11 protein-coding genes and 1 riboswitch are annotated in these 13,513 nt (G+C 67.1%); of the genes, 3 read left to right on the forward strand and 8 right to left on the reverse strand.

Annotated elements, in window-relative coordinates:
* Positions 1-45 precede the first annotated feature (45 nt).
* Positions 46-717 (forward strand): metal-dependent transcriptional regulator, encoded by a 672-nt coding sequence (locus F8O08_RS08080; protein ID WP_158031211.1) that lies wholly within the window; start codon positions 46-48, stop codon positions 715-717.
* A gap of 18 nt (positions 718-735) precedes the next feature.
* Here the strand turns inward: F8O08_RS08080 and F8O08_RS08085 are convergent, their stop codons facing one another.
* The 5 genes from F8O08_RS08085 to F8O08_RS08105 form a co-directional block, all read right to left on the reverse strand.
* On the reverse strand, positions 736-2,478 hold the full coding sequence (locus F8O08_RS08085) for an amino acid ABC transporter ATP-binding/permease protein (protein WP_158042620.1): 1,743 nt from the start codon (positions 2,476-2,478) through the stop codon (positions 736-738).
* Positions 2,475-4,199, reverse strand: a complete 1,725-nt coding sequence (locus F8O08_RS08090) for an ATP-binding cassette domain-containing protein (RefSeq protein ID WP_158042619.1) — start codon at positions 4,197-4,199, stop codon at positions 2,475-2,477. The genes F8O08_RS08085 and F8O08_RS08090 overlap by 4 nt, the downstream gene beginning before the upstream one ends.
* Positions 4,199-4,948, reverse strand: coding sequence for a TIGR00645 family protein (locus tag F8O08_RS08095; RefSeq protein ID WP_158042618.1), 750 nt, complete (start codon positions 4,946-4,948; stop codon positions 4,199-4,201). The genes F8O08_RS08090 and F8O08_RS08095 overlap by 1 nt, the downstream gene beginning before the upstream one ends.
* 83 nt (positions 4,949-5,031) lie before the next feature.
* Positions 5,032-6,153, reverse strand: a complete 1,122-nt coding sequence (locus tag F8O08_RS08100) for an alpha/beta hydrolase (protein WP_158042617.1) — start codon at positions 6,151-6,153, stop codon at positions 5,032-5,034.
* Complete coding sequence (locus F8O08_RS08105; RefSeq protein WP_158042616.1) at positions 6,153-6,926, reverse strand: LiaF transmembrane domain-containing protein; 774 nt, start codon at positions 6,924-6,926, stop codon at positions 6,153-6,155. The genes F8O08_RS08100 and F8O08_RS08105 overlap by 1 nt, the downstream gene beginning before the upstream one ends.
* A gap of 130 nt (positions 6,927-7,056) precedes the next feature.
* Between F8O08_RS08105 and ilvD the strand changes: the two genes are divergently transcribed.
* Both ilvD and gdhA read left to right on the forward strand, forming a co-directional pair.
* A complete protein-coding gene (gene ilvD, locus F8O08_RS08110) occupies positions 7,057-8,913 on the forward strand; it encodes a dihydroxy-acid dehydratase (RefSeq protein WP_158037712.1) in 1,857 nt (618 codons plus the stop codon).
* Positions 8,914-9,076: 163 nt separating this feature from the next.
* A complete protein-coding gene (gdhA, locus tag F8O08_RS08115; protein WP_158031204.1) occupies positions 9,077-10,438 on the forward strand; it encodes an NADP-specific glutamate dehydrogenase in 1,362 nt (453 codons plus the stop codon).
* Positions 10,439-10,546: 108 nt separating this feature from the next.
* Here gdhA and F8O08_RS08120 read toward each other — a convergent pair whose 3' ends face one another.
* From F8O08_RS08120 to F8O08_RS08130, 3 genes are all read right to left on the reverse strand, one after another.
* The gene (locus tag F8O08_RS08120) at positions 10,547-11,605 is read right to left on the reverse strand and encodes an ABC transporter substrate-binding protein (protein ID WP_158042615.1); all 1,059 of its coding nucleotides are present in this window, start codon (positions 11,603-11,605) and stop codon (positions 10,547-10,549) included.
* A gap of 201 nt (positions 11,606-11,806) precedes the next feature.
* Positions 11,807-12,583: an ABC transporter permease gene (locus tag F8O08_RS08125; RefSeq protein WP_158042614.1), complete on the reverse strand. Its 777-nt coding sequence runs from the start codon at positions 12,581-12,583 to the stop codon at positions 11,807-11,809.
* The gene (locus F8O08_RS08130; protein ID WP_158042613.1) at positions 12,580-13,374 is read right to left on the reverse strand and encodes an ABC transporter ATP-binding protein; all 795 of its coding nucleotides are present in this window, start codon (positions 13,372-13,374) and stop codon (positions 12,580-12,582) included. The genes F8O08_RS08125 and F8O08_RS08130 overlap by 4 nt, the downstream gene beginning before the upstream one ends.
* Positions 13,367-13,463, reverse strand: a riboswitch (TPP riboswitch). Its footprint overlaps the gene before it by 8 nt.
* Positions 13,464-13,513: the final 50 nt, after the last annotated feature.

The raw sequence follows: 13,513 nt of genomic DNA on the forward strand, positions 1-13,513 counted from the left end.
GGGATCGCCCAAGAATCAAGATGAACGGCACGTACAATCGAAACCATGTCAGACCCGCGCACAGCCCTCTCGCAGACGAACCAGGACTATCTGAAAGAGATCTGGCAGTTCGCCGAGTGGTCGGGCGATCCCATCACCACCGGCCAGCTGGCCGAGCGCATGGGCCTCACCCGATCGACCGTCTCAGAGGGAGTGCGTCGGCTGACCGATCAGGGCTATGTCGTGCACGAACGCTACGGCAACATCACGCTCACCCCGGCCGGAGAATCGGCGGCGGTGAACCTCGTGCGCAGCCATCGCATCCTCGAGACCTTCTTGGTGTCGTATCTCGGCTATGACTGGGACGAAGTGCACGAAGAGGCCGAGGTGCTGGAGCACGCGGTGAGCCCGCGCATGATCGAGCGGCTCGACTCCCGTCTGAACTTTCCCACCCGCGACCCGCACGGCGATCCGATACCGCGAGCCGACGGCAGCATTCCGACTCTCGACGCCCACCCGCTCAGCGAGGTGCCGGAAGGGCACACCGTGCACGTACGCCGTGTCTCGGACGAGAACCCAGAGCTGCTGCGCTATCTCACCGACATCGGTCTGACCCTCGACAGCACCATCACTGTTCGGGAGCGCATCCCCGCTGCCGGCACGATTCGTCTGGTGATGAACGGCCAGCCCCTCGATCTCGGTCTGCCTGCCGCCGGCAACATCCTCGTCACCGAGTAGGGGCAGCCGCTCCGGTCATCAGCGATCGTCGGCTGCGACCAGCCGCACGACACCGGTCTCACCGACCGCGACGACCGGTCCGCTCCACGCATCGTCACGGTGCGAGACCCAGAGCACGGTGCGTCCCGAAGCAGGATCGAGCACCACGCGGCGAATGTCATCGGCCGTGCGCGCATCGAGCTGAGAAGTGACCTCGTCGGCGAGCAGCACCGGCGTCTCAGCCAGCAGCGCGCGTGCCAGACCCAGCCGCTGAGCCTGACCTCCCGAGAGCCCGACGCACCCGCGACCGCGACCGAGCCGCGTGCGGATGCCCTGGCGCTGACTGTCGACGAACGCACCGAGGCCGACGGTCGCGCACACCTCGCGCAGGTCGTCGTCGCTGGCGTCAGGCCGTGCGATGCGCAGATTCTCGGCGATGCTCGCGTCGAAGAGAAACGTCGACTGATCGACCACAGCCACGGTGCGCACGAGTTCGGCACGGCTCAGCTCCCGCAGATCGCGACCGGCGATCTGCACCGAGCCGGAATCCGGATCGTGCACACGTGCGAGCAGATCCACCAGCGTCGACTTGCCGCTGCCGCTCGAGCCCTCGACGAGCACGTGCGAGCCCGCCTCGACGCTGATCGGCTCCGGCACGCGCAGCTGCGGCCCGTGAGCGCCGCCGACAGCGTCGTGACGGTAGACCAGCGGGCCGATCACCGCGGCCGCTCCCCGATCGCCAGACTCTGCGGCTGCAGCCGACGACTCGGGAGGCTCCTCAGCGGCAAACGTCACCTCGGGTTCGCGCGTGATCGTCGCCTGCACACGAAGCGCTGCCGCCTGCACAGCACGCCACTCATTGACGAATCCGACCACTGACTCCGGCGCGGCGAACGCGGAGAACGCGAGTGCGGCACCCGCAAGCGCTGCGCCCAGCGGCTGCTGCTGCAGCCCTCCGCCATGCGAGTCGGCAGTGGAGACGAGCACCGAGGCCAGCACTGTGAGCAGCCAGACCAGAGTGACCAGCGCTCGTCTGGTGCGACCGAGCCGCTGCTCCGCACGCATGATGTCAGCGTGTCTGCGGTTCAGCTGGTGCCAGCGGCCGAGCCGACGATCGATCGCGTGCAGCCCGCGCAGATCGGGCAGCGCGTGCATCGTCTCGGCGGCGAACTGCGCACTCTGGCCGTCGAGTCGGGCACCCTCTGACGCGGTCTGTGCCTCGCCGCGCAGTCCCAGCCCGGCGCAGCCGAAGGCGAGCAGCAGACCGACGGCAACGACGACCGCCGCCGGCCACCCGGTCAGAAGCCACTGCGCGAACACCACACCGACGCTGACGATCACCGCGCTCACCGCCGGCACGATGGTGTGCGCGAAGAACACCTCGAGCCGATCGATATCACGGCCTGCACGCGAGAGCAGGTCGCCGCTGCCGCTGCGCGACGTGACAGCCGGAGCCTGCGGCAGCAGGCTGGCGAAGAAGCGCACGCGCAGGCGCGCCAGCAGAATGAACGCGACGCGATGCCCGAGATACTGCTCGCCGTAGCGAGTCAGGCCCTTCACCAGAGCGAGGCCGATCAGCACCAGCCCCACGGTCCAGATCGAGACCTGACCGCGGGCACTCGCCGCCACCAGCAGCACCCCGGCGACGACCGCTGCGATTCCCGTGGCCTGCGAGACCAGACGCAATGCGAACGAACCGGCCAGACTGCCCCGAAAGCCCTTCGTCATCGGCAGCAGCTGTCGCAGCGTGTCTGCCGTGCTCGCCTGCGTCGCGCTCGTCATCGTGACCTCTCATCGTGCAGACCGTCCGTCGTGAGGCGAGACGTGGTCATACGGCGGGCGAACGCCGCAGGATCATGTGTGACGCAGACGACGGCCATGTGTTCGGGCAGGTCGGCGAGCGTGTCGACCAGACGCTCGCCGGTCTGGCGGTCGAGGCCGCTGGTCGGCTCGTCGAGCAGCAGCACGTCCACGGGCTGCATCAGAGCGCGCGCAACCGCGAGCCGCTGGCGCTGGCCACCGGAGAGCCCCGTTCCGCGCTCCCCAAGGGCCGCATCCAGACCTCCGAGTCGTTCGCCGATCGTCGTGCTCAGGCCGGCCAGCTCAAGCGCACGCCAGCAGGCGGCATCGTCCACGGCATCCGACGAATCGTCGCCCGTCGCACTCTGGTCGGCCTCTGCCCCCAGACCGAGCGCGAGGTTCTCACGCACTGTGCCAGAGAGAATCACCGGGTTCTGCACGACCTCGACGGTGCGCAGCCCGGGAAGTCGTTCCAGCGTGCCGCCTCCGAGTTCGCGACGACCAGCGATCACGCCGAGCAGTGTCGATTTGCCGACGCCGCTGGGGCCCATGATCGCCCGTCGGTCGCCGCGACGGATGTCGACCTGCAGACCCTGCGCAAGCTCGCGCCCGTCTGGCGTCACGAGTGTGCCCTGCTCGATGCGCAGCACGCTGCCGTCTGACGGAGCCGTGGGTGCGCGTCGTGCCGTCTCGTGTCGTGAGTCACCGCCGCCCACGCCGATCACGCGCGCCAGCCGGCCTTCGGCGCGCTGACCCTGCGCACGCAGATAGAAGAACTTGCCGACCACGTCGAGAGGCGCACTCATCACGACCGCCAGCAGCACGACGACCGCGGCCTCTGTCACGTCGATGGCACCGCTGCGCAGCCGCCACACGGCCAGCAGAGCCGAACCGGCGAGCACGCCCGCATAGAACAAGCCGTCGAGCACGAGAATCAGCAGCTGGTTGACCGCCAGCAGCCGCATGACCTCGGTGCGCTGCTGCTCCGCGCTGCGAGCCAGGCGCTGCAGATACCGGTCGCCGGCGCCGAACAGCGCCAGCGTGCGCAGACCCTGGAGCCCCTGCAGAAACGTCACGGCCAGCGAGGCCTCGCGCCGCCGCCAACCGCCCATCGACTTTCGGGTGACACGCTGAAAGGCGCCCACCGCCGCCGTGACGAGCACGACCAGAGCCGCGAGGCATCCGGCCAGCACCGGGTCGACGGCCAGTGCGATGACCACGAGCACGATCACGGGCGAGAGCAGCGCGGCGAGAATGCTGCCGTGGAACTCGGCCCGGTAGGTCGCGTACTTCGCGGCGTCAGCGGTGGCGAGATCGGCGAAGTCTCCCTCGGCGGGCAGCCGATCGTCGGCGTCGGCCGGGCCGCCCAGCCGTCTGAGAAGGCTCTCGCGCACTTCGGTCTGCAGCTGCCGCTCGGCTGCGTCCTGAGCGGCCTCGCCGAGAAACTGCACGATCACGACGCCGGCGAACGCGACGGCCGTCACCAGGAACAGGTGCGCCGCGGCCGCCGTGCCGTCAGGTCCGAAGGCCGTCGCAAGCGTTCTGCCCAAGGCGACGACGCCGACGGCCAGCAGCACGGTGCGCGCCACCGAGAGAGCCAGCCCTGCGCGCGACAGCCGGTTGGGGCCGGCAGCGACGGGCAGAGCCTCGCGCACTGCTCCGGGGTGCCGTCGCACGTCAGCCGCTGACCGACTTTCGTGCATCAGTGGTCACGCGGCTTGCCGGTGTGCGTCGCTGCCGGCTCTGACGGCACGGCCGAGGCCACCTGCTCAACCGGGTGCACGGCATCGGGTGCAGACGGATGCCCCGGCAGCGCGGGTGCGCCGGATGCGGTCTCGCCGTGGTGCTCGGGGCGCTGGATGCGTTCGATCCAGGCGAGGGCGACCGCCGAGAGAATGAAGGTGAGATGGATGAACACCTGCCACATCACGCCGGTGGTCGTGTAGCTCTCGCCGGTCACGTTGTGCGCATGCTCTGCGCCGAGATCGCCGACTTCGATGAAGGTCTTCAGCAGATGGATCGACGAGATGCTGATGATCGAGATGGCCAGCTTGACCTTGAGGATGTTCGCGTTCACATGCGACAGCCAGTCGGGCTCGTCCGGGTGGCCGTCGACGTTGATCTTCGAGACGAACGTCTCATATCCGCCGATGATGACCATGATCAGCAGATTCGCGATCATGACCACGTCGATGAGTCCCAGCACGGTCAGCATGATGGTGGTCTCATCGAGCTTGCCCCAGTCGGTGAAGACGTCGGTGAGCAGGTGGAACAGATCGACCCAGAACACGATCACGTAGATCAGCTGCGCCACGATGAGACCGTTGTAGAGCGGAGCCTGCAGCCACCTGCTGGCGAAGATCAGGTAGCCGAGCATGTTCGATGTCTGCGAGTTCTGCGCCTGACGGCCGACGGCGAATTGACGTCGCTGGTGGTGATCAGAGGGGGACATCGAGCTCCTGACGTGTGTGGGTGATCCCAGTCGACGTCATTGGCGACTATGGAGTGACGAACTCATGTTACTTGCACCCGACGTCATCGCGCAGCAGCGAGCACCGGCACACGGTCGACGTCGACGTCCCCTCCCCCGTGTGCCCCGACGAAGGCTACGGCCGCGCGCGTCGCAGCGATCGCCTCGGGGTACTGCGAGAACAGCACCTGATACTCGTGCGGCAGCGGCGGTTCGTGATCGGTGTCGTAGAACTGCGTGACCACCGGCACTCCGAGCTGCTGCAGATGCGCGGCGAATGCCCGCGACTGTGACTCCAAGGGGTCGCCGTTGCCTGCGCTGACGAACGTCGGGGGAAAGTCTGCCGTCACTGCGTCTATGGGAGAGCCCTGGCGAAGCATCTCGGCACTCTGCCAGTCGCGCACGCCGCTGTAGGCCCACATCACTGTGTTCAGAAATGAGGCGAACGGACCGGTCGCCTGCACGGCGCCGACGTCATAGGCCCCGCAGAAGAGCACCGCCCCACGAACCTGTTTCGGCTGAACCTGCGGCTGCAGGCCGAGCAGCGAGGCCTCGTCGGGGCTTTCGAGAGCGGCGAGATAGGTCGCCACGACCTGCGATCCGGCAGAGTCTCCCGCATAGAAAAGACGGTCGGCCGCGATGCCGAGATCGTCGGCGTGATCGAGCAGGTAGCTGGTGGCTGCATCGAGCTGCTGTACCGCAGTCGGGAATCGTGCCTCTGGCGAGAGCGTGTAGTTGATCTGCACGACGGTCGCTCCGCTCGCCGCAAGAATGCGCGAATAGTTCTCGCCCTGCGACTTGTCGCCGCCGACCCAGCCCCCGCCGTGCACCCAGATGATGGTGCTTGCCGGTTCGGTCGCGTCCGCACGGCGGTACACGTCGAGCCGTTCGTCGGCGCGACCGCTCGAGGTGTAGGCGAGATCGGCGTCACGTCGCACATCGGCCGGTGCGTAGGCACCGAGCGCCTCGTTGCCCTGCACGCCTCCCGCGTTGAACGACGACCGGATCAGCAGCGCGCCGGGAATCGGCGTGGTGACGAAGCTCAGCACCACCACGAGCAGCAGCGAGACCAGAACGGCGACGAGCATGCCGAGCACCGTCGCACAACGGCGCAGCGGCGTCAGCCCGGCCGTCGACGCGCCTGCCGAAGTCGGGCCAGGCGCGCCCGGCTCGTGCGTGCTGCGCATCAGTTGCGAACCTCGAGGCCGCCCAGCATGATCTGCCCGCCGATGACCACGACCGGAGCCAGAGCCGCGACCGACGGATCGGCAGCCGACGCGGTGAAGACCGACCGGTCTTCGACGCCGCCGAGCAGAGCCGTCGCCTCGACCCGCACCCGGGCGCCGTCCGGAATGCGAATCTCGACGCCGCCCATCAACGCGAGCACCTCGATGCGAACCTCCGGTGCCAGCATGGCACGAGTCAGATCAAGCGTCGACGAGCCGAGCACGGCAGTCATCGACGCGCTGCGAAAGCCGTGTGCCGTGCTGCGCACCTCGGAGCTGCCCAGCACCGCAGTCACGTTCTGGTCAAGGGCGGCGTCACCGTCACGTGCGCCGAATCGGCGCTCCTCTGCGGCAGACGCCTCGGCTGGCGATCTCGGAACCGAATGGTCTGTCGAAGACGTGCTCGCCGCCGCCTTCGGACGACGTCTCGTCAGCACACTGAGGCCCAGCGCGATCACAGCGGCCGGTGCGATCAGTGCCCATGGACTGAACGGCAGCAGACCGAAGTTGTCGAGGATCAGTGCGGTGCCGACGACGACGAGCGCCAGCGCCCACCAGAGATTCGACCAGGACGACACCAGCGTCGAGACGCCCAAGGCGATCACGGCGATGCCGATGATCAGACGAAAGACGCTGCCCATCTGAAAGTCAGGGATCACCACGTTGGCGAGCAGCACCAGCCCCACGCCCACGATGACGATGCCTGCGATGATGCGGGAGCCCACTGTTCTCATGCTTCGACTCTAGCCAACCTTCCCACTGCGTGGTCGTCGGGTCGGTCAGCAGGAAAGCTCCAAACCCGGCCGGGACAAATAGAGGGCGACCTCACATGACGTGAGCAGAGAGGGCGGGTATTGTGGGCAGATGGCCAATCTACGCTCACGCACCGTCACCCACGGCAGAAACATGGCCGGCGCTCGCGCCCTTCTGCGCGCCGCCGGCGTCGACGGATCAGATTTCGGCAAGCCGATCATCGCAGTCGCGAACAGCTTCACCGAGTTCGTTCCCGGACACACCCACCTCGCTCCCGTCGGGCGAGTCGTCTCAGAGGCGATCAGCGCCGCCGGCGGCATTCCCCGCGAGTTCAATACCATCGCGGTCGACGACGGCATCGCCATGGGCCACTCGGGCATGCTCTACTCGCTGCCCAGCCGCGACCTGATCGCCGACTCCGTCGAGTACATGGTCAACGCCCACCAGGCCGACGCGCTGGTCTGCATCTCGAACTGCGACAAGATCACTCCCGGCATGCTGCTGGCCGCGCTTCGACTGAACATCCCGACCGTCTTCGTCTCAGGCGGCCCGATGGAGGGCGGCACGGCAGTTCTCGTCGACGGCACCGTGAAGAAGCGCGTCGAGCTCATCTCGGTGATGTCAGGTACGGCCGACCCCAACCTGTCAGACGAGAACCTGCTCCGGCTCGAGGCCAGCGCCTGCCCGACCTGCGGATCGTGCTCGGGCATGTTCACGGCCAACTCGATGAACTGCCTGACCGAGGCGCTCGGTCTGTCGCTGCCCGGAAACGGAACTACTCTCGCCACGCACACGGCCAGGCGCGCGCTCTTCGAGAACGCCGGTTCGCTCGTGGTCGATCTGTGCCACCGGTTCTACGACGACGAAGACGACAGTGTGCTGCCCCGTTCGATCGCCACGCGTGAGGCGTTCCAGAACGCCATGGCCATGGACATCGCCATGGGCGGTTCGACCAACACGATTCTGCACCTGCTCGCCGCCGCCCAGGAGGCAGGCGTCGACTACACGATGCACGACATCAACGACCTCTCGCACCATGTGCCCTGCCTGTGCAAGGTCGCGCCGAACGGGAGCTACCTCGTCGAAGACGTGCACCGCGCAGGCGGCATTCCCGCCATTCTCGGCGAGCTGCACCGTGGCGGCCTGCTGAACGAGAACGTGCACTCGGTGCACCATCCGACGCTCGGCTCCTACCTGGACGACTGGGATCTGCGCGGCGGCAAGGCGACCGACGAGGCCTTCGAGCTGTTCCACGCGGCTCCGGGCTGCAAACGCAGCGCCAAGGCGTTCTCGCAGTCAGAACGCTGGGAGACGCTCGATCTCGACGCCGAGGACGGCTGCATCCACGACGTCGCCCACGCCTATTCGAAAGACGGCGGCCTGGCCGTGCTCTACGGCAATCTTGCCGAGGACGGCTGCGTCGTGAAGACCGCCGGCGTCGACGAATCGATCCTGACGTTCAGCGGACCGGCCGTCGTGGTCGAGTCGCAGGAGGACGCGGTGAACGTCATCCTGAACAAGCAGGTCAAGGCCGGCGACGTCGTCGTCGTTCGCTATGAGGGGCCCAAGGGCGGCCCGGGCATGCAGGAGATGCTGTACCCGACGTCGTTCCTGAAGGGTCGTGGCCTGGGCAAGAAGTGCGCGCTGATCACCGACGGCCGCTTCTCCGGCGGCACCTCGGGGCTGTCGATCGGCCATGTCTCCCCCGAGGCGGCATCCGGCGGCCTGATCTCGCTCGTCGAGAGCGGAGACACGATCACCATCGACATCCCGAATCGCAGGATCGAGCTGAACGTCTCTGACGAGGTGCTCGCCGAGCGTCGCGCCGCCCTCGAGGAGGGCAACGGATACCACCCGAAAGATCGCAAGCGTGAGATCTCGACCGCTCTCAAGGTCTACGGCGCATTGGCGACGTCAGCTGACAAGGGAGCGGTTCGCGACAAGGCGAAGATCGACGCGATCTACTGATCGACAGAGTGGGTTCGCATCAGGATGCGGGTCGGATGATGGCGTCGCCATGGTCTGGCCTGCATCGGCTTTTGTAGACTGAGCGCGGTGCACACGCCGCCGTGTGTGCCCCCGGTGGGCGCTTCGAACGGGCCCCCGAGCAGCCCTGCAGAGAGGTTCATGAATGTCCAAAGCAGCTGAGTTCATCGATTCGGTGTACCAGACCGTGCTCACTCGGAATCCTGGCGAACGAGAGTTCCACCAGGCGGTACACGAGGTGTTCGAGTCGCTGGAGCCGGTGCTCGAACGTCACCCGGAATACGCCGAGTCGGCGATCCTCGAACGCGTGTGCGAGCCCGAGCGTCAGATCATCTTCCGTGTTCCCTGGACCGACGATCGCAATCACGTGCACATCAATCGCGGATTCCGTGTGCAGTTCAACAGCGCCCTCGGCCCGTACAAGGGCGGTCTGCGCTTTCATCCCAGCGTGCTGCTCGGCACGGTGAAGTTCCTCGGCTTCGAGCAGATCTTCAAGAACGCGCTCACCGGTCTGCCCATCGGCGGCGGCAAAGGCGGTTCCGACTTCGATCCGAAGGGCAAGAGCGACCGTGAGGTCATGCGCTTCTGCCAGTCGTTCATGACCGAGCTGCAGCGCCACATCGGCGAGTACGTCGACGTGCCAGCCGGCGACATCGGTGTCGGCGCCCGTGAGATCGGCTACCTCTTCGGGCAGTACAAACGTCTGCGCAACAAGTTCGAGTCGGGTGTCATCACCGGCAAGGGCATCGGCTGGGGCGGTTCGCGTGCCCGCACCGAGGCGACCGGTTACGGTGCCGTCATCTTCGCCCGTGAGATGCTCGAGACTCGCCAGCAGGGCTTCGACGGCGCAAAAGTCATCGTCTCGGGATCAGGCAACGTCGCGCTCTACGCCATTCAGAAGGTGCAGCAGCTCGGCGGCACGGTCATCGGCGCCTCCGATTCCCAAGGAGCAGTCCACGACCCCGACGGCATCGACTTCGAGCTGCTGCGCGAGATCAAAGAGGTCGAGCGCGGTCGCGTGCGCGACTACGTCGAACGCCGCGGCGGCCGCGCCGAGTACCGAGACAGCGGTTCGGTGTGGGACATCGCCGATGTCGACGGCATCGACGTGGCTCTGCCCTGCGCCACCCAGAACGAGCTGAACGCCGAGAATGCCGAGACCCTGGTGCGCAACGGCGTCCGGGCTGTCGCCGAGGGCGCGAACATGCCCTGCACGCCAGACGCGGTGCGCACGTTCCAGAAGACCGGTGTGCTCTTCGGCCCGGGCAAGGCGGCCAACGCCGGCGGCGTCGCCACCTCGGCACTCGAGATGCAGCAGAACGCCTCGCGCGACTCGTGGACGTTCGAATACACCGAGGAGCGTCTCGAGCAGATCATGACCCGGCTGCACCGCTCGGTGCGTCGCACCGCCGAAGAGTACGGTCACCCGGGCGACTACGTGCGCGGTGCGAACATCCACGGCTTCCAGCTCGTGGCCGATGCCATGATCGCACAGGGCGTCATCTGATCATCGACGCAGCCCGCGGCTGAGGCCGCCGCACAGACGAAGGGCTGCGGAGACGCCAGAACTCACCGTTCGGTGTCTCCGCAGCCCGTTCTCACTGCGGAGCCTCGATCACCTGCCGGGCAGGTACTCGTTGGTCAGTCCCTGACGGCCGTCGTACTCGTTCTCGAGCAGACCGTTCTCGTGCATCCAGGCGGCGTACGCGGCCCAGTCGTCTTCCGGCTGGTGACCGAAGCCTCCGTCGTTCTTCAGCAGCGGCACCGTGCGCTCGACCATCCGGCGCAGCACATCGGGTTCGTAGGCGCCGTCGGTCGGTCCGGTCAGAGCCTCGACGGCGGTGTCGGTGCTCGCCTCTGCCGCCTCCTGGCCCTTCGCCGTGCCGGCCAGGAACTTGCGCACGCGCTCGGCGTAGGCCGAGTCGCTCTGCAGACGCGAACGTTGGGCGATCACGACGAGCTCGTCGTAGTCGGGCAGCCCGAGCTCGGTGTTCGACCACGACGGAAAGCTGCCGTGTTCGGCGAGCTCGACGCCCTCGATGTTCGGGTATGCGCCGATGGTCGCATCGACCTGATGATCGATGAGCGGCTGGTTGAGCCCCTGTGACAGGTTCACGTAGGTGATCGTCGACGGGTCGACGCCGTGCTTCTTGGCGATGTAGTTCATCGTCGTCTCCTGCGAGGCGAGCCCTGACGTGCCGACCTTCTTGCCGGCGAGATCCTGCGGTCCGTTGATTCCCGATCCCTCCCAGGTCATCACCGAGTTGAGGCTGGTCGGAACGAGCGCGCCCACCGAGATGACGTCGAGCCCCTCCCCCTCGGCGATCAGTGTGTCGGGCTCGTACGAGATCGCCAGATCGGTCTGACCGAGGCTGACCATCTTCGCGGCGTCTGCGGTGCCGCTCGGCGTGGTGAAGTCCACCTTGACCCCGGCCTGCTCGTACGCGCCGGTGTGCTGCGCCGTGTAGAGCGACACGTGGTCGGGGTTCGGCGTCCAGTCGAGCAGCACGCTCACCGGGTCGAGGCTGTCTGAGGCGGCCGAATCCTGCTGCTGGCTCGTGCATCCGCTCAGCGCCAGGCTGAACACGGCGGCTCCGGCGACGAGCCCCATGCCCATCGATCGGCGGATGCGTGCATGCGCCCGCCTCTGGGACGCGGTCTGCGAGGTGATCATTGTCTCTCCTTCGTCTTCTCTGTGGTATCGGTTCGTGGAAGTGGTATCGGTTCTGGGAAGTTGTCTGTGCCGGGAAGTTATCGGTGCTGTGAAGTTATCTGTGCCGTGAGGTGGCATCGGGACCGGGATTCTGGGTGTGACGGCCGGGGGCGGTGCGCCGTTCGATCGGCGCGATCGCCGATGTCGCCCGAGGTCGGGGGCTCAGCGCAGGCTGTCACGCTGCCAGCCGCACACCAGGCGTTCGGCGAGCAGCGTCAGCAGGTACAGGGCGGCCGTCATGGCGGTGAGCAGCACGACCTCGGCGAAGACGAAGTCGGTGCGCAGTCTGGGAATCGCCTGGATCAGGTGATAGCCCAGACCATTGCTCGATCCGGCGTACTCGCCGAAGACGGCGGCCACGGGAGCGAAGGTCACCGAGATGCGCAGCCCGGCGAAGCCCTGCGGCAGTGCGAATGGCATCCGCACGCGCCAGAAAAGCGCGCTCGGGCTTGCCCACAGCGTGCGCATCGTGTCGATCAGCCGCGGGTCGACGCTCTGCAGGCCCGACAGCAGGCTGACGGTCACCGGAAAGAAGCAGAGCAGCGCGACGATCACCACCTTCGACGCGATGCCGTAGCCGAGCGCGATCGTGAGAATCGGGGCGAAGACCATGACCGGCACTGTCTGCGTGCCGATCAGCAGGGGTTCGAGGGCGCTGCGCAGCGGCTTCACCGCGAAGACCGTGACCGAGATGACGCCGGCGGCGAGAACGCCGACCAGCAGGCCGAGCACAGTCTCACTGCCGGTCACGAGAGTGGCCGACCACAGCGTGCCCCAGTAGCGGCCGAGCGCCACGATGACGTCCTGCGGGGCCGGAACGAGGTATTTCGGCACTCCGAGCCACGTGGTGGCCCCCCACCACACGGCCAGCACGATCACGACCGCAATGGCCGGCGGCAGCACCCGGTGCAGGCGGCTCTGTGCGTTGCGTGTGTTCATCGCCGCATCGCCCCCTCTGCGGACAGCGCGGTCAGCAGACCGGTGCGCGCAGCGGCCAGATCGACGTCTGCGAGCAGCTCGGTGCGCGAGCGAGGATCGCCGAACCAGCCGCGACTCTCAGCGGTCACACGCGCAGGCCGTCCGGCCAGCACCAGCACCCGATCAGCCAGCAGCAGGGCTTCGTCGACGTCGTGGGTGACCAGCACGAGCGTGGTCTGTCGATCGCGCAGCCGCTCGCGCAGCCAGGTCTGACCGTCGGCACGGGTGATCGCATCGAGGGCTCCCAGGGGCTCGTCGGCGAGCAGGACGGGTTTGTCGGCGGCGAGGGCGCGCAGCAGAGCAGCACGCTGTCGCATGCCGCCGCTCAGCTCATGCGGGCGGTGGTGCGCGACCGAGCCGAGCCCCCACTGCTCGACCAGTGGACGTACCTGCTCGCGTGCGGCTGACTTGGAGACGCCGCGGTTGCGCAGCGGCATCGCGACATTGTCGACCAGAGAGAGCCACGGCAGCAGGGAGTCGCCCTGAGGCATGAGTGCGCAGCTGCGCACTCGTTCGGCCGGATCGGAGTGATCGAGCACTCGGACCGTGCCTGCGTCTGGTGTGAGCAGCCCGGCGATCACCGACAGGGCGGTGGTCTTGCCGCAGCCGGAACGACCGATCACGGCGACGTGCTCGCCGGTCTGGATGCTCAGGCGCAGTTCTTCGAGCACCGGCGCCGCTGCGCCCTCAGGCGTGTATACCACGTCGCTGACGACGACTGCGGTGTCGGATTCGACGCGCGTCGATTCCATCGTGTGACATCCCTCCGCTCGTGTGAACGAGATCAGGTTCAGCGGGTCTCATCTCAGCTCCAGCTCTCGGAGCACCCCGTGTCTTCGTCGAAAGCGTAGCAGACCCCGGTCGGCACACGGCCGACCGGGGTCTGCTACT

Source organism: Pseudoclavibacter sp. CFCC 13611 (assembly GCF_008831225.1).
GTDB lineage: Bacteria > Actinomycetota > Actinomycetes > Actinomycetales > Microbacteriaceae > Pseudoclavibacter_A.